At 37.3% G+C, this 17398-nt stretch carries 12 protein-coding genes; 11 read left to right on the top strand and 1 reads right to left on the bottom strand.

Annotation, left to right across the window (positions count from 1 at the left end):
• The first annotated feature begins 639 nt into the window (after positions 1-639).
• From IGJ63_RS08230 to cydC, 4 genes are read left to right on the top strand one after another with little or no spacing between them, the layout of a single operon-like run.
• Positions 640-2058, top strand: coding sequence for a cytochrome ubiquinol oxidase subunit I (locus tag IGJ63_RS08230; protein ID WP_002356974.1), 1419 nt, complete (start codon positions 640-642; stop codon positions 2056-2058).
• Positions 2055-3068: a cytochrome d ubiquinol oxidase subunit II gene (cydB, locus tag IGJ63_RS08225; protein ID WP_101732241.1), complete on the top strand. Its 1014-nt coding sequence runs from the start codon at positions 2055-2057 to the stop codon at positions 3066-3068. The genes IGJ63_RS08230 and cydB overlap by 4 nt, the downstream gene beginning before the upstream one ends.
• Positions 3069-3072: 4 nt before the next feature.
• Positions 3073-4806, top strand: coding sequence for a thiol reductant ABC exporter subunit CydD (cydD, locus tag IGJ63_RS08220; RefSeq protein WP_101732240.1), 1734 nt, complete (start codon positions 3073-3075; stop codon positions 4804-4806).
• Positions 4803-6569, top strand: coding sequence for a thiol reductant ABC exporter subunit CydC (cydC, locus tag IGJ63_RS08215; protein WP_002364246.1), 1767 nt, complete (start codon positions 4803-4805; stop codon positions 6567-6569). The genes cydD and cydC overlap by 4 nt, the downstream gene beginning before the upstream one ends.
• Before the next feature lie 79 nt (positions 6570-6648).
• On the opposite strand, the gene IGJ63_RS08210 is transcribed toward cydC, so the two are convergent.
• Positions 6649-7629 carry a polyprenyl synthetase family protein gene (locus tag IGJ63_RS08210; protein ID WP_002360015.1) on the bottom strand — a complete coding sequence of 327 codons (981 nt, stop codon included), beginning with the start codon at positions 7627-7629 and terminating at the stop codon, positions 6649-6651.
• Positions 7630-7750: 121 nt separating this feature from the next.
• Between IGJ63_RS08210 and IGJ63_RS08205 the strand changes: the two genes are divergently transcribed.
• The 7 genes from IGJ63_RS08205 (at position 7751) to rlmN (ending at position 17207) form a co-directional block, all read left to right on the top strand.
• Positions 7751-8656: a prenyltransferase gene (locus tag IGJ63_RS08205; protein ID WP_002360016.1), complete on the top strand. Its 906-nt coding sequence runs from the start codon at positions 7751-7753 to the stop codon at positions 8654-8656.
• A 28-nt stretch (positions 8657-8684) separates the two neighbouring features.
• Positions 8685-9896 (top strand): NAD(P)/FAD-dependent oxidoreductase, encoded by a 1212-nt coding sequence (locus tag IGJ63_RS08200; RefSeq protein WP_101732239.1) that lies wholly within the window; start codon positions 8685-8687, stop codon positions 9894-9896.
• A gap of 171 nt (positions 9897-10067) precedes the next feature.
• Positions 10068-12491, top strand: a complete 2424-nt coding sequence (locus IGJ63_RS08195; protein ID WP_438746242.1) for a DNA translocase FtsK — start codon at positions 10068-10070, stop codon at positions 12489-12491.
• Between the two features lie 130 nt (positions 12492-12621).
• Entirely contained in the window at positions 12622-13323 is a 702-nt protein-coding gene (locus IGJ63_RS08190; protein WP_002356983.1) for a GntR family transcriptional regulator, read from the top strand.
• A gap of 117 nt (positions 13324-13440) precedes the next feature.
• Positions 13441-14190 carry an ABC transporter ATP-binding protein gene (locus tag IGJ63_RS08185; protein ID WP_002419702.1) on the top strand — a complete coding sequence of 250 codons (750 nt, stop codon included), beginning with the start codon at positions 13441-13443 and terminating at the stop codon, positions 14188-14190.
• A complete protein-coding gene (locus tag IGJ63_RS08180; RefSeq protein WP_002419701.1) occupies positions 14180-16009 on the top strand; it encodes an ABC transporter permease in 1830 nt (609 codons plus the stop codon). The genes IGJ63_RS08185 and IGJ63_RS08180 overlap by 11 nt, the downstream gene beginning before the upstream one ends.
• Before the next feature lie 124 nt (positions 16010-16133).
• Positions 16134-17207 (top strand): 23S rRNA (adenine(2503)-C(2))-methyltransferase RlmN, encoded by a 1074-nt coding sequence (gene rlmN / locus IGJ63_RS08175; RefSeq protein ID WP_010816625.1) that lies wholly within the window; start codon positions 16134-16136, stop codon positions 17205-17207.
• Positions 17208-17398: the final 191 nt, after the last annotated feature.

Here is a 17398-nt window from a genome sequence, read left to right as displayed (position 1 = left end):
GGTTTTTCCGCCAAGAAGGAGAAAGTTTGGTATAATAAACGTGAAGAAAAAAATCAGACCTTCTAAACTGAAATCTAGCTATGGATAAGTGATGCGACTACGGAATCATGGAGAAAAAATAATTCTCCGAGGTTTTAGAGTCATGTTGTTTAGAATGGTACCAAAACCTGCCAGATTTCAGAGCGGATGAGCTGCCTGTTTTATAGCCATGTTGTTAAAAAACAAACTATCACCTCAAGCAATCCGTAATTTTCATCACAAGATTAGAATTTTTATCATCAAAGACGAGCTGCTTCAATTTTCGAAAACTAATCAAGTGATAAGTCAAAATGTTGATAGATTGAGATTAGTTCTTCCTTTTTTTAGGAAGGGCTTTTTTTATTGATAGAAGAAAGGGAAGAAATCTTGGTAGCACCTAAAAAAATTGTGAGAAATGCTTCTGTATTGTTTGGTTTCTGCATCAGAAAGTTGTATACTTAGATTGGAATTATTCTATATTACATGCATTTTCACACTTTTTGGAAAAGTTCACTTGAATTTTCTTTTAGTTTCGTAGATAAAAGGAGTCATCGCTAATGGAAATGAACAATTCAGGTAAGCTTGTTTCTTTGTGTGGAGGCAAATCAGGGAGGAAATAATATGTTTGATATTGTAACATTGGCGAGAATCCAATTTGCGATGACAACAGTTTTCCACTTTTTCTTCGTACCGTTTTCAATAGGATTAGCACTTGTTGTAGCAATTATGGAAACAATGTACGTTGTGAAAAAAGAGGAACGTTATCGTAAAATGGCCAAGTTTTGGGGAAATATATTCCTATTAAGCTTCGCTGTTGGGGTTGTAACCGGGATTATTCAAGAATTTCAGTTTGGGATGAACTGGTCTGATTACTCTCGATTCGTCGGAGATATTTTTGGTGCACCGTTGGCGGTAGAAGCGCTCTTAGCTTTCTTCTTAGAGTCAACATTCTTAGGTTTGTGGATCTTTACTTGGGATAAAATGAATCCGAAAGTTCACGTAACCTTTATCTGGTTAGTCGTATTCGGTTCAATGATGTCTGCTTTCTGGATTTTAGTTGCCAATAGTTTTATGCAACATCCAGTAGGTTATGTCATCAATAATGGCCGTGCTGAAATGGTGGACTTTGTAGCTGTCATCAGCAATCCAAAAGTTTGGTATGAATTTTCACACGTTATCATGGGCGCCTTTACATTGGGCGGCATGGCAGTAGCTGGTATGGCTGCTTTCCAATTGTTGAAAAAACGGGATATTTCATTCCACAAAGCATCTATGCGCATTGGCTTATGGGTTACTTTGTTCGGTTCAATCGGCGTTTTATTAGCTGGCGACTTGCAAATGAAAGCTCTAATTGAAGGACAACCAATGAAATTTGCGGCGATGGAGGGGGCCTATGAAGACTCTGATGATCCTGCTGCTTGGACATTGATTGCTTGGGCAGATGAACGAGAACATAAACAAGTTTTTGGTATCGATATTCCATATATGCTAAGTATTTTATCGTATAACAAATTATCAGGTTCGGTTGATGGAATGGATACAGTCAACAAGCGTTTGGTAGAAAAATATGGGGATGATAAAAATTATTATCCACCAGTTAACACTTTATTCTGGAGCTTCCGTATCATGGCTGGTTTTGGTGCCTTAATGTTATTGGTTGCTGCCTTAGGACTATTCTTTACAAGGAAGAAAAAACCATCTCTGTACGAGAAGAAATGGATGCTGTGGATTGTTGCTTTATGTACGTTCGCGCCATTCCTTGCGAATACAACAGGTTGGTTAGTCACTGAATTAGGTCGTTATCCGTGGACTGTTTATGGACTATTTACGATTGAACAAAGTGTTTCACCAAATGTATCGGTTGCTTCATTAATTACGTCAAATGTCATTTATTTCTTATTATTTGCTGGTTTAGGTAGTGTCATGGTTTACTTGGTTATTTTAGAATTACGTAAAGGACCAGACTATGAAGCGAAAAAATTAGCGAAAGAAAATGAACCAGCGTTGGATCCATTTGATAAGGGGGTATTTGGCGAATGAGTACACTACAATTATTATGGTTTGTCCTTATCGGCGTCTTGTTCTCAGGTTTCTTCTTCTTAGAAGGATTTGACTTTGGTGTTGGAATGGCCGTTCAAACGTTGGCACACAATGACGACGAAAAAGATCAAGTCGTTGCAACAATTGGACCTGTTTGGGATGGAAATGAAGTTTGGCTATTAACAGCGGGTGGCGCAATGTTTGCCTCTTTCCCATATTGGTATGCTTCATTATTTAGTGGCTACTATTTAATTCTATTTACGATTTTATTTGGCTTAATTATTCGCGGAGTTTCCTTTGAATTCCGCCACAAAATGCCGGAAGGTAAACGTCGTCGGATGTGGAACTGGACGCTATCAATTGGTAGTTTCCTTGTACCGTTCTTCTTTGGTATTTTGTTTATCAGCTTAGTCCAAGGAATGCCTTTAGATGCAAACGGCAATATGCATGCGCAATTTACGGATTATTTTAATCTGTTTTCAATTGTTGGTGGAGTAGCCTTAACATTACTTTGCTACTTACACGGTATGAACTATATTGCTTTAAAAACAGAAGGCCCAATTCGCGAACGTGCTCGAAATTATGCAGAAATCTTATACGGCGTTTTATATGTCGGTTTAGTTGTTTTTGCAGTGTTGATGTACTTCAAAACGGACTTTTATGAAAAGAACTTTACGGTCACTTTAATTTTAACGTTAGCAATTGTGGTCTTAACGGTCATTGCCAATGTTGGGGTGTTTAAACGCAAAGAGATGTTAGCTTTTCTAGCGAGTGGTTTAACGTTAGTTGTACTAGTTGCTCTCTTGTTCAGTGGCTTGTTCCCACGTGTTATGATTGGTAGTGAAGGTTTTGATTTGTTGATTAAAGATGCAACAAGCACACCATATACACTAAAAATTATGACGTGGATTTCTTTAAGCATTTTACCATTCGTGTTAGCTTATACTGCTTGGTCCTATTATATTTTTAGAAAACGTATTTCACAGACAGCCGTACCAGAGGGGTATTAAAACTATGATTGATAAAGACATCTTACAGATGCCTAAAATCAAAAAAATTCTTGTCTTGCTTGCAGGTTTTTCTTTCCTGCAAGCAGTCTTTATAATTGGGCAAGCTTTTTTTCTTTCAAAAGCCATTGTCGGCCTTTGGAGTGGCGGGCATCTTAACCAACAACTACAGAGTATTTTACTCTTTTTTATTTTTTATCTTGGTCGACATGTTATTACGTATTTTCGTGAGAGAATGCTCGATACATTTAGTTATGAACGCTCAAAAGAATTACGCGAACAATTGTTAACCAAAATTTTCCGTTTGGGGCCAAATGTTGTTCAAAAAAATGGGACTGGAAATATGGTTACCATGGCTTTAGAAGGCATCAGTCAAACCGAAAATTATTTACAATTGATTTTGACAAAAATGATGAATATGATGATTATTCCTTGGATTATTTTGGCCTTTGTTTTTACACAAGATATTCGTTCAGGCGTAACATTGCTGATTGTTTTTCCGATTATTATTATTTTTATGATTGTGTTAGGTTATGCAGCACAAAGTAAAGCGGACAAGCAATATGCTGCGTTTCAAATGCTTTCCAATCATTTTATTGATTCCTTGCGAGGAATTGACACGCTTAAACTGTTTGGGTTGAGTAAAAAATATGCTGGGAGTATTTACCATACAAGTGAACGATTCAGAAAAGCGACCATGAGTACGTTGAAAATTGCTATTTTATCAACTTTTGCGTTAGACTTTTTTACGACATTATCGGTAGCTGTTGTGGCAGTTTTCCTTGGATTAAGTTTATTAAACGGCACGATTTTATTATTTCCTGCCTTGGTTACTTTAATTTTAGCACCCGAGTACTTTTTACCGATTCGTGATTTTTCAAGTGATTATCACGCAACCTTAGATGGAAAAAACTCTTTTCAAGCGATCCAAGCGGTATTAGCATTGCCAGAAGCAGAACAGACCGATGTGCTCACGTTAGATGATTGGCATCAAGAAAGTCAGTTGTCAGTCACAGCGTTAAATTTTTCCTATGAAGATGCAACGCAAGAAGCAATTCAATCGTTGCAATTCTCTGTTGATGGTCGTAAAAAGATTGGAATTATCGGGGCGAGTGGTTCTGGTAAGTCAACGTTAATTAATTTATTAAGTGGCTTTTTATTACCAACAGAAGAAACGAGTCAATTGGCAATAAATGGCCAAACGATTCCACATTTTTTACAAAAAGACTGGCAAAAGCAAATCCTTTATATTCCGCAAGCGCCATATATTTTCCAGGATACTTTGGCAAACAATATTCGCTTTTATACACCTGAAGCAACAGATGAGGCGATTCAGCAAGCGATTCAGTTAGTTGGCTTAGACGAGCTGGTTAAAGATCTTCCCGAAGGAATTCATACCTTGATTGGGGAAAGCGGTCGAATGTTAAGTGGGGGACAAGCGCAACGAGTAGCGTTGGCCCGCGCCTTTGTTGATCAAAAACGCCACGTCTTGCTGTTTGATGAGCCGACAGCGCATTTGGATATTGAAACAGAAGTTGAAATGAAAGAGCGCATGTTGCCATTAATGAACAATCATCTTGTCTTCTTTGCGACACATCGTCTGCATTGGATGGAAGAAATGGATTACATTTTAGTGATGGAAAAAGGTCAATTAGTGGAACAAGGAACGCTAGCAGAGTTGATTGAAAAAGATGGCTACTATGTTCAATTAATGAAGCAAATGAGAGGAGGACGCCAATGATGGAAAAACAGCCGACAACGAAAGACGTTTGGAAAAACGATCAATGGGTTCGTCCTTTCTTAAAACGCTATAAAAAAACCTTGTATTTTGCCTTACTTTTAGGCTTCTTGACGTTCTTTAGCGCAGGGGCATTAATGTTTACTTCTGGTTACTTAATCAGTCGTGCGGCTTCCTTACCAGAGAATATTTTATTAATTTATATTCCCATTGTTTTAACAAGAGCATTTGGGATTGGCCGTCCTGTTTTTCGTTATGTGGAGCGTCTAACGAGTCATAACTGGGTGTTAAAAATGACCTCTGATCTGCGCTTAAAACTTTATAATGTGCTAGAAAAAGATGCGATTTTCTTTAAGACAAAATATCGCACTGGGGATATCTTAGGTTTGCTTTCAGAGGATATTAATCATATCCAAAACTTGTATTTACGAACGATTTTCCCAACCGTTATTGCTTGGATTTTGTATATCTTTTTAGTGATTGCATTAGGTTTCTTTTCTTGGTGGTTTGCTTTATGTATGTTACTGATGTTAGGAGTGGTTGTTTTTCTATTGCCACTTGTTTCAGTTCTAGTGAATGGTGCGCGTCAAGAAAAACATAAATATGCCAAAAATGAGTTATATCAAACACTAACCGACAATATTCTAGGTGTGTCTGATTGGGTATTTAGTCAACGAGGCTCTGAATTCGTTGCTCGTTATGAAACAGATGAAGCAAACGTTCGTGCATTAGATGAAAAAATGAAGCAATTTAACCGTGGCCGAGACTTTGTTTTACAACTTCTGTTTGGTGTGATTGCGATTGCTGTCTTAGCTTGGACTAGTGTGCGGTTTCCAGGTAATCATGGGGGCGCAGCCAATTGGATTGGTGCCTTTGTTTTAACCGTTTTTCCGTTAATTGATGCCTTTGCTCCGCTACCTGCTGCAGCACAGGAAACAACGATTTATAAGGATTCCATTCGTCGTTTTAATGAGCTTCCTGAAGGGGAAGATGACTCAACAGAAGCGCCTGTTCAGCCAAATGGTACCAGTTTATCGATAGAACATTTGTCTTTTGCATATGAAAATCAAGAGAAAAAGGTATTAAATGACTTATCGTTAACAATTCCTGAAAAACAAAAATTAGCGATTTTAGGGCGCAGTGGTTCCGGAAAGAGTACGTTGGCTTCGCTCATTCGTGGTGATTTACGGCCTACTTCGGGAGAAATCCTTTTAGGAAACATCCCAACTGAGGCATTTGGAGAGACGATGACTGAATATATTGGGGTTATGCACCAAGCACCGTACCTATTTCGAACAACCATTTTAAATAATATTCGGATTGGTAGAGAAGAAGCGAGCGAAGCAGAAGTTTGGGCGGTTTTAGAAAAAGTTGGCTTAAAAGAAATGGTTGCCCAATTACCAGAAGGTTTACAAACAATGGTGGATGAAGCAGGTTTGCGTTTTTCTGGTGGCGAACGACATCGCTTGGCACTAGCGCGGATTCTTTTGCAAGATACACCGATTGTGTTATTAGACGAACCAACTACTGGTTTAGATCCAATTACAGAACAGCAATTGCTGGAAACCTTTTTTGAGGCATTAAAAGATAAAACCGTCATCTGGATTACCCACCATTTGCAAGGCGTAACTTTGATGGATCAAGTGATCTTTATTGAAGATGGCCAATTAGAGATGAGTGGTACACCAGAAGAATTACTTGCAACCAATGCGCATTATCAAAAACTTTACCGAATTGATCGTGGCATTAGTTCTTTCGAGGAATAAAAAAACGACTGGTTGTTGATTAAAGCAAACAATCAGTCGTTTTTCTATTTCAATTAATGGCAATTCTTCCATAAAACGTTTAAAATGAACGATGTAATAAGAGCTCAGTTAAGGAAAGTAAGGTTTCTTTTGCTGTGCCATCAGGCAATTGTTGAATATCAGTGATTGCTTTGTTGGTTACTTTTTTAGCAAAAGCTTGTGCTTCTGTAACGCCATGATAGTCGTTGACTAGCGCCGCAACTTCAGCTGCTTCTTCTAAGGTAATGGCGCGTCCTTTATCCAAATAAGGGCTGAATACGTCAGGTGCTGCTTGGTAAGCGAAGAGAAGGGGTAACGTATAAACACCTTGTGACAAGTCTTCTAAAGCGGGCTTTTTCAAGGTTTCCGTGTCGGCAGTATAATCTAAAATATCGTCATAGACTTGAAAAGCAATGCCAATATGACGGCCAATTCGTTTAGCTAAACGTTGGACTTCTTTTGAACTATGACCGAAATAGGCCCCTTCAAGACAGCTTAGTGAAAAAAGTTCGGCTGTTTTGCCGTTGACACTTCTTAAATAAGCAGGAATCGACATGCGGCGGTCAAATCGATGACTCATTTGATCGAGTTCACCAAGTAATAACCGTTTCATTCCTTGTGCATTGATTTTCATAAATTCAGAGCCATTCATGGCATCTGCAATCAAAGTAAAGAATTCAGTGAATAGTAAATCACCTGTGTAAACAGCCACGTCTTTACCATATTGTGATTGAATAGTCACAGCGCCTCGGCGCAATGGAGAATCGTCAATAATGTCATCGTGAATCAACGTAGCCATATGTAGGATTTCCAAAGATGCAGCTATTTTTAATAGTTGTTGTTTCTCTTGTTTTTCTTCATCACCCAGTTGAGCAAAAAGAAAGAAAAAAGCGGGGCGTAATAATTTGCCGCCAGAACGAGCCAAAGTTACTAAGGCTTCTTCAATGTCTTCGTTGCGTGTATGCAACGTTTGTTCAATTAATTCACATGTTTCCGTTAAAGAACGTTCAACGTCAGGAAACGACTTCCAAAATGTGTTCATAAATATACTACGATCCTTTCAGTGGTTCAATACTATTTGATTGTATACGAATTGGCGACAGAAATACAGTAATTAAGTTTTAAAAGTAACAAAGTTTGTAAAAAAGTAGCGGAGGGATAGTTTGAATCGAGAAATATTTTTTGAATTAGTAGAATTAAAAGCAAAAACAGCTAGTGTTTTGCCATTTTTGTTAGGAATTTGTTTTAGTTGGTACCAATATGGTCGGCTCCATGTTGGTTATGTTTTAATTTTTTTCATTGCGATGTTTATTTTTAATATGGCGGTCGATATTTTAGATAATTATAATGATTACCATCATGCCACAGAAGTTCATGATTATAAGGAAAAAACGAATATTATCGGTCGAGAAAATTTATCTTTGCCATTAATACGCAAAATGATTTTTTGGATGATTCTCGTTTCTGCTTTAATGGGGATTGGGTTGTCATTTATTGTCGGCTGGCCGTTATTAATTATGGGTCTTTATTGCTACTTAATTGGTATTTTTTATTCATCAGGACCGAAACCTTTGTCCAGTCTACCATTAGGGGAAGTTTTCTCAGGATTTACAATGGGGTTCATGATTACCCTTATTTGTGTCTACATTAATACGTTTGAAGTTTTCAATTGGTCAGCAGCTAATTTATGGGGGATTTTCTTAGTCGCCTTACCTAACACTTGTTACATTGCTAACTTAATGTTAGCAAATAATATCTGTGACTTAGAGGAAGATGAAAATAACAAGAGATATACATTAGTTCATTACCTTGGCAAAGCAAGTTCTTTGAAATTATTCGTCGGATTAAATACAATAGCAATGTTAGCCATTTTGTTAGCTGTCGGTTTAGGATTAACCCCGCCAACAATGTTACTCATGCTTTTAACTTTACCTTTTGTACGGAAACAAACCCAAGCCTTACTGAAGGAACAAGTGAAGAGTAAAACATTTGTTTGTGCTGTGAAAATCTTAGCTGTGGGAGCAACTGCACAAGTGCTATTTTTTGCCATAGGTTTGTGGTGGCTGTAAATTTTTTATAGAGTGGAAGGGAATCAAAATGAATAAGAAACATGTTGTTATTTTAGGTGCTGGTTACGCAGGCTTAAAAACATTACGCGAATTACAAAAAGGCGCCAAAGACGTCGAAATTACTTTAGTGGATCGTAACAACTATCACTACGAAGCAACGGATTTGCATGAAGTTGCTGCTGGAACACAACCAGCTGAAAAAATCACATACAATATTATGGATGTTGTCAATGAAAAAATGACCACCTTTATCCAAGGAACAGTTAAAACAATTGATGCTGCAACACAAACAGTTGCTTTAGAAGGTGGCCAAACAATCAATTATGATTACTTAGTTGTTTCTCTTGGGTTTGAATCAGAATCATTTGGTATCCCTGGTGTGCAAGAACATGCTCTACAAATGGTAGATGTGAAAACGGCTTTAAACGTGTATGAACATATCCAAGAACAAATGCGTCAATACAAAGCGACTCAAAACGAAGAATTCTTAAAAATTGTTGTCTGCGGAGCAGGCTTTACAGGGATTGAATTATTAGGTTCTCTTGTTGAAAACAAACCAAAATTTGCTGAAATCGCAGGTGTCTCAGCAGATCAAATCCAAATTTATTGTGTCGAAGCAGTTACTCGCCTATTGCTGATGTTTAACGAAAAACTTGCGAACTATGGTGTGCAATTATTAAAAGATTCAGCTATTCATTTATTATTAGGTAAACCGATTAAAGAAATCAAACCAGGCGCAGTTGTTTATCAAGACAACGAAGCAGGCGACTTGGCAGAACTTTCTGCCAAAACAATTATTTGGACAACGGGTGTTAGTGGAAGCCACGTTGTAGGCGATTCTGGCTTTGAAGCTCGTCGTGGTCGTGTCATGGTTCAACCAGATTTAACAGATGCGAACCATAGCAACGTCTATATTATTGGTGACTGCTCAGCAGTTATGGATACAGAAACTAATCGACCTTACCCAACAACAGCACAAATCGCCTTGAAGATGGGCGCTCATGCTGCTAAAAATATTCAAGCACAATTGAAAGGGGAAGCAACTAAACCTTTCAGCTTTAAATCACAAGGTTCTGTTTGTTCTATCGGAAATACACGTGCCTTAGGAATTGTTGGTAAAACAGACATTAAAGGATACCCAGCTTCATTCATGAAAAAAATTATCATGAACAAAGCGCTCTTTGAAACAGGTGGTACCAAAGAAATGATGGCTAAAGGTCGTTTCGACTTATACCATTAAGAATCAGTAAAATAAGAAATAATGGAACAGTGGTTGAGAGACCATTGTTCCATTTTTCTTAAATGAAAGTTTTTAAAAAATTTCCATGATTTTTCAAGTAAAATGAGGTGGGCACTTTTGTTCGATTCCATTTTTATGTATAATGAGAAGTGATGGAAAGAGGGAAGTTAAATGGCACAAAAAAGAGCAACAAATAAGAAAAAAAGTACGACAAAGAAAAAGACCAAAAATCAACAGCAACAACAAGAACGTTTAAATTATATGTTTCTTGGCCTGATTTTTATTTTATTCGGTGTCTTTGGACTCTTTCGCTTAGGGTTTTTAGGCACGTTATTAGCAAATTGTTTACGCTTAGTTGTAGGTAATACCTTTCCATTTGCAGCGATTTTACTAATCCTGTATGGCTTATTAGTCATGATTTATGGGAAAGATTTTCCGTTAAAAAGAGGGCGCCCTATTTTTGGAGCTGCTCTGATTTATATTAGTGTTTTGTTATTTTTCCATGCCTTTATGTTTCGAAATGTTAGTGGTAGTCAACCAGATATTTTAGGTAACACTTGGGAATTTTTGCAAAGCGATTTAAAAGCCAACCAAGTGACGCAAAATGTAGGGGGCGGTATGATTGGCGCGCTGCTTTATCAAGGAACGTACTTTTTGGTGGCACAATTTGGTAGCTATTTAATTGCTACATTGCTACTGTTAGCGGGTATTTTCTTGATGAGTATGTGGGATTTTCAGCAAATTGTTGATCATTTCCAAAGTATTCAAGATCGCCTAAGTCATGTTTCGGCAAAATCACAGGCGCGACAAGAAGAAAAAGAGGCGAAGCGAGCAGTGAAGAAAGAAGCCAAAGCTGCAGAACGCCAAGCAAAAATTGAAGCCGCTGCCCAACAAAAATTACAAGAGCGGGAACGCATGGAACAAGCGGCAGCCGAGCGCTTAACAAAAACACCAGTTGAAACCCACCAACCAATGGTGGAAGAACCGGCTGCACCAACGCCTGTTCAAATTGATTCGTTTCAACAGCAAAATCAGGCGATGCCTGTACCACCAATCGCAGCAACAAAACCGCAACGAGAGCAGGAAGAAGAGGCGTCAGATGAAGCTGGTGTTCTCGAATTTGAAATTTCTGAAGAAGCGGAAGATCGTGATTATCAACTACCACCAACTGATTTGTTAGATACAATTCAAGCAACGGATCAAAGTAGTGAATATGAAAAAATCGAAAAAAATATTGGCGTCTTAGAACAAACCTTCAAGAGCTTTGGTGTTGATGCTAAAGTAGTCAAAGCTAGTTTAGGACCATCTGTCACAAAATTTGAAGTTCAACCCGCTGTTGGGGTAAAAGTTAGCAAAATTGTTAACTTGACGGATGACATTGCTTTAGCGCTTGCGGCCAAAGACGTTCGTATGGAGGCCCCAATCCCTGGCAAATCACTAATCGGGATTGAAGTTCCTAATAGTGCAATTAGTACAGTATCCTTTAGAGATATTGTTGAGGCACAACCAAGTCATCCAGATAAACTACTAGAAGTACCTTTAGGTCGAGATATTTCAGGGATGGTTCAAACTGCGGATCTATCAAAAATGCCGCATTTATTAATTGCAGGATCGACAGGGAGTGGGAAATCGGTTGCTATCAATGGCATCATCACAGGTATTTTGATGCAAGCGAAACCCCATGAAGTAAAATTAATGATGATTGACCCGAAAATGGTGGAATTGAATGTGTATAACGGGATTCCTCATTTATTAACGCCAGTGGTTACTAATCCGAGAAAAGCGGCCCAAGCCCTACAAAAAGTAGTTCAAGAAATGGAATTTCGTTATGAAAAATTTGCAGCAACAGGCGTCCGAAATATTACTGGTTACAATCAACTAATTCAACAGAAAAATGCGGAAGATGGCGAAAATCGTCCGATTCTACCATTTATTGTTGTCATTGTTGATGAGTTAGCTGATTTAATGATGGTGGCAAGTAACGAAGTAGAAGATGCGATTATCCGCTTAGCCCAAATGGCACGGGCAGCGGGTATTCATATGATTTTAGCGACACAACGGCCAAGTGTGGATGTCATTACAGGAATCATCAAAGCAAATGTCCCTTCTCGAATGGCTTTTGCGGTCTCAAGTGGGACAGACTCGCGTACCATTATTGATACCAACGGGGCGGAGAAACTATTAGGTCGAGGCGATATGCTCTTCTTACCAATGGGAGAAAATAAACCAATTCGTATCCAAGGGGCCTTTATCTCTGATCAAGAAGTCGAACGAGTGGTTGCGTTTGTAACGGACCAACAAGAAGCTGAATATCAAGAAAGCATGATGCCAACAGATGAACCGACCACTTCAGGCGGTGGCGAAGCTCCTCAAGATGAGTTGTTTGAAGAAGCGAAAAACTTGGTGGTTGAAATGCAAACAGCTAGTATTTCATTGCTACAAAGACGTTTTAGAATTGGCTATAATCGTGCGGCTCGCTTAGTGGATGAATTGGAAGCACACGGAGTTATTGGACCATCAGAAGGTAGCAAACCAAGAAAAGTCTTTCTACAAGCGGAATCAGAAGAGGCAGCAACTGAAACGCCAGAACAATAAACAAAAAGAACAAAAATAGATAAATTTATCTATTTTTGTTCTTTTTTTATAATTTCAGCAAAGCATCATGTTATAATCATCATTTTCTGGTAAAATAGAAAGGAATAGTGCGGTTGGGAGGGAGCGTATCATGAGAAGAAAGAGCGTGCTTTATTTAGAAGTAGCAGATCAGATTAAAGAAGATATTTTGAGTGGCAAGTATCCAGTAGGAACGTTTTTACCAACAGAAACAGAATTGGAAGAGATGTTTAACGTTAGTAAAATTACGATTCGGCGGGCAATCGAAATGTTAGCAACGGAAGAATTTGTTGAGAAAAAAAGTGGCCGGGGCACAACTGTTTTAAGCAATCGTCCCTATAATAAACTATCAAAAGCAGGGACGTTCACTGAATTTTTGAATGAATCAGGTCAGAAAGTAACTAAAAAAGTTTTACAAGTTGAAAACTTGACGTTGTCAAAAGAGATGCCGGCTTATCAATTTTTAGGAGAAGAAGTGGTTCACCTTTCACGGTTATATCTAATCGATGAACAACCCTATATTTATTTTAATTACTATTTGCCAGCTGCCATGAAAGATGTATCATTGACTGAATACAAAGAAGAATCCTTGTATCGTTTGATGGATCGCCATGCCATTGAAATTTATAAATTTGAAGACCGTTTTGAAGTTGCAACTTTGACAGAAGCAGAGCAAAAGATGTTGCAAACAACTGAAACAACGGGCTTAAAAAGAATTCGGCGTTCGTTAAGCCCAACAGGTCGTTGCGTAGAATATTCAGAAGCTATTTATAATACGAAGATTCATCCTTATGTGATTGAATATGAAGCATAACTTTTAAAAGAATAACAGTGCACTTACAGTAATGTAAGTTCATTGTTATTCTTTTCTATTGTCGTTTTTTCTCGTTTTCGATACACTAAATGAGTGAGAAGAATAGGAGTGGAAAATATGTTAGAAGTACAAAATTTGAAAAAAGTTTACGGAAACGAAATTAAATATGAAGCCTTAAAAGGGATTAATTTAACTGTCCAAGATGGTGAATTTATTGGTATTATGGGACCTTCTGGAAGTGGGAAAAGTACACTTTTAAATTTATTGGCAACAATCGATAGTCCAACAGACGGTGAAATACTTTTAAATGGAAAAAATCCAAACAATTTGAATCAAGAACAAATTGCTAAATTCCGTCGTACAGAATTAGGATTTGTTTTTCAAAGCTTTAATTTAATGCCAACATTAACCGTTGAAGAAAATATTGTTTTGCCATTGACGCTTGATGGAGAAAAAGTCTCTGTAATGAAACGACAATTAGCAGAATTAAGTGAGCGTTTAGGTATCAATCATCTGTTGAAAAAACGAATTGCAGAAATTTCTGGTGGACAAGCACAACGGGTCGCCGTTGCGCGGGCAATGATTCATCATCCACAATTATTATTGGCTGATGAACCAACAGGAAACTTAGATACGAAATCATCTAAGGATGTGATGGGCTTGTTACAACAATTAAACGAAGAAGAAGCGGCGACTATTTTAATGGTGACCCATGATCCGCTAGCCGCAAGTTATTGCAAGCGCATCGTCTTTATTAAAGATGGTGAATTAATTGATGAAATTGTCCAAAATGGCAATCAAAAAGAGTTCTACGATTTAATCATGATGAAACTGGCTGAGATTGAAGGTGTCGATAATGAATTTTAATCAGTTTGTTATAAGAAACACGATTCGAAATAAGCATTTATATTTGGCTTATTTCCTAAGTACAATGTTTTCTGTGATGATCTTTTTTACGTTCACTGGTTTTGTCTTTCATCCAGCCTTAGCTAATGGTTTAAATCCTAAAGCACAAATGGGAATGACGGCTGCGGCTATTATAATCTATGGTTTCTCTTTCTTATTTGTTTTATACTCGATGGATGTCTTTATCCAATCTCGAAAAAAAGAGTTTGGAACCTTGATGATTCAAGGGATGAGTCCAAAACAGTTAAAGAAAATGATTTTTATTGAAAACTTAGTGATTGGTTTCTTTGCTACAATTTTTGGTAGCATTTTAGGTGTTGGATTTTCACAGTTTATTTTATGGATTAGCAATTTATTGATGCATCTAGGTTTAGGTTTTTATTTGCCAGTGATGCCGTTTATCATTACTGTCATTTCATTTGCGGTCTTGTTTTTAGTAATTTCTTTCTTTATTCAATTCCGCTTGCCAAAAGCGACACTTCAAGAGCTATTAAAAGCAGGAGAAATGGGTAAAGGTGAAATCAAAAGCTCTAAAGTTAAATCTTTCTTAGCCGTGTTACTTTTAATTGTCGGTTACGGAATTGCTTTAGTTGCTAAGGGACAGTTAGTTTTAATGGTGATGTTCCCAGTAATTTTCTTAGTTATTTTAGGGACAAAATTCTTATTTGACCAATTGAGTGTTTCTGTCATTGAACGTTTAAAACGGAAACCAAAAATCTTTTGGAAAAAAACCAATATGGTCGTTTTATCAGATTTGGCTTTCCGTATGAAAGATAATGCACGTTCGTTCTTCTTGGTTTCGGTGATTTCAACGGTCGCTTTTGCTGCCATTGGAACGTTATACGGCGTGAACGAGATGATTTTTAAAGGAATAAGTTCTGTACCGTACGAACTGACATTGTCTGATTCGACCAACCCAGAAAATCAAGAAATGAAACAATTTGCGACAAAAACATTCCAAGAAAAAAATATTCAGTTTGATCAGATTGATTACACAATGTACAAAACAAGTGCCGGTATCCAATTGATTAAAACATCTGAATATAATAAACTTGCAAAATTTATAGATGAACCAACTTTAACAGGTGAGAAAGTAGTTAATTTATCACAAAAAGATGCTCCTTCTGCTGCATCAGTAGATGTCAAATCTGTTCAATTGGGAAATGATCAAGTTTTAAACATTGATAAAACAGAAGAAACCAATGTATTACCGACTTTTGGCGGTGTGGTTGTTATCCCAGATAGTACCTCAACTGATGGAATCAAAGCGGAAACAGAAACAATTTGGCAGCCCAAAGCAGGAACCAATCGTGAAGAATTGATAAAAGCAGAAAATATCATTGGTGACAAGTATCCCATGTTAGTAGGAACAGCTGCAATGTCGGCAGCCATTACGCAACATTATACGCCAGTTCTATTTGTCGGACTATTTATCGGTATCGTGTTCTTTGTCTCTGCGGGTAGTTTCTTATACTTCCGTTTATACAGTGATATGAATACAGACGTTGAAAAATTCAAGATGATTTACAAACTTGGTTTGACGAAAAAAGAATTGAAGAAAATGATTTACCAACAAGTAGGTATTTTATTCTTTACCCCAATTGTTGTTTCATTTATTCATGGAGCTGTTGCTTTGAAAGCAATGTATGCTGTCTTAGATCAGCCAATGCAATTAGCTGGCTGGGAAGTTTTAGGTGTTTTCTTATTGATTCAGGTCGTTTACTATTTAATTGCCAGAACGTTCTACTTCAAAAAAGTTTATCACTTAGTGAAAGATTAATTATAAAAAATCGTTAAGTATACACGCTTAACGATTTTTTTTGATGCTCTTCGTGATATTGCATTCAAAGTGAGAATACGTTATAGTTATGAAGCGAATGTAATAGCAGAAATGAGGAAAAGAAATGCAGAAAGAATCCATTTATGGACTGACGAGAGAACAGCTTGTGGACTGGTTTTTAGCCCATGGCGAGAAGAAATTTCGCGCAACACAAGTGTGGGAATGGTTGTATACAAAACGTGTTGCTTCATTTAGTGAAATGTCGAACATTTCTAAATCGCTGATGACTTTATTAGAAGAGAATTTTTTATTAAATCCATTAAAACAAGTCATTGTGCAAGAAGCGCAGGATGGTACTGTGAAGTATTTATTTGAATTACCAGATAAAAATATGATTGAAACAGTCTTAATGCGTCAAGAATATGGATTATCTGTTTGTGTGACCACTCAAGTTGGCTGCAATATTGGGTGTACATTTTGTGCTAGCGGGCTATTAAAAAAACAAAGAGATTTAACTGCTGGCGAGATTGTCGCCCAAATTATGTGGGTACAACATTATTTCGATGAACGTGGGTTGGATGAACGTGTTAGCCATGTCGTTGTGATGGGAATTGGTGAACCATTTGATAATTATGCCAATGTCATGAACTTTTTACGAACGATTAATGATGATAAAGGGTTGGCTATTGGTGCCCGCCATATTACAGTTTCAACAAGTGGTTTAGTGCCAAAAATTCGTGAATTTGCAGACAGTGGACTACAAGTAAACTTAGCAATCTCATTACATGCTCCTAACAATGAAGTCCGTACATCAATTATGCGGATTAATCGTAGTTTTCCAATTGAAAAATTAATGGCAGCAATTGATGAATACATTGAAAAAACCAACCGGCGTGTTACATTTGAATATATTATGTTGAGTCAAGTGAACGACCGACCAGAACATGCTCAACAATTAGCAGATTTACTACGGAATAAGAAAAAACTTTCTTATGTTAATCTGATTCCGTATAACCCAGTGAGTGAACACGATCAATATAGCCGAAGCTCTAAAGAAGCGGTATTAAAATTTTATGATGTACTCAAAAAGAATGGCATCAATTGTGTTATTCGTAAAGAGCACGGAACAGATATTGATGCGGCTTGCGGACAATTACGCAGCAAACAAATGAAAAAAGAAAAAGTCAAAAACCAATAACGTAGTTAAAATCGGATCAGAAAGGTTTCTTTTTGATTCGATTTTTCATTTATTTAATGAAAAATCGTCGGTTTCTCAGTTCTTGTTTATAAACAAAAGATGAATGCTCTAAAACTTTTATGACAAATTTTCTTTTTGTGGTTTTCAAACTTGAAATTCTAAAAGAAATAGCTATACTGAAAAGAGATCGT

Source organism: Enterococcus sp. DIV1375a (genome assembly GCF_051712205.1).
Taxonomy (GTDB): Bacteria; Bacillota; Bacilli; order Lactobacillales; family Enterococcaceae; genus Enterococcus; species Enterococcus faecalis.
Note: the sequence above shows the minus strand (reverse complement) of the source record. Positions and strands in the feature narration are given on the sequence as shown.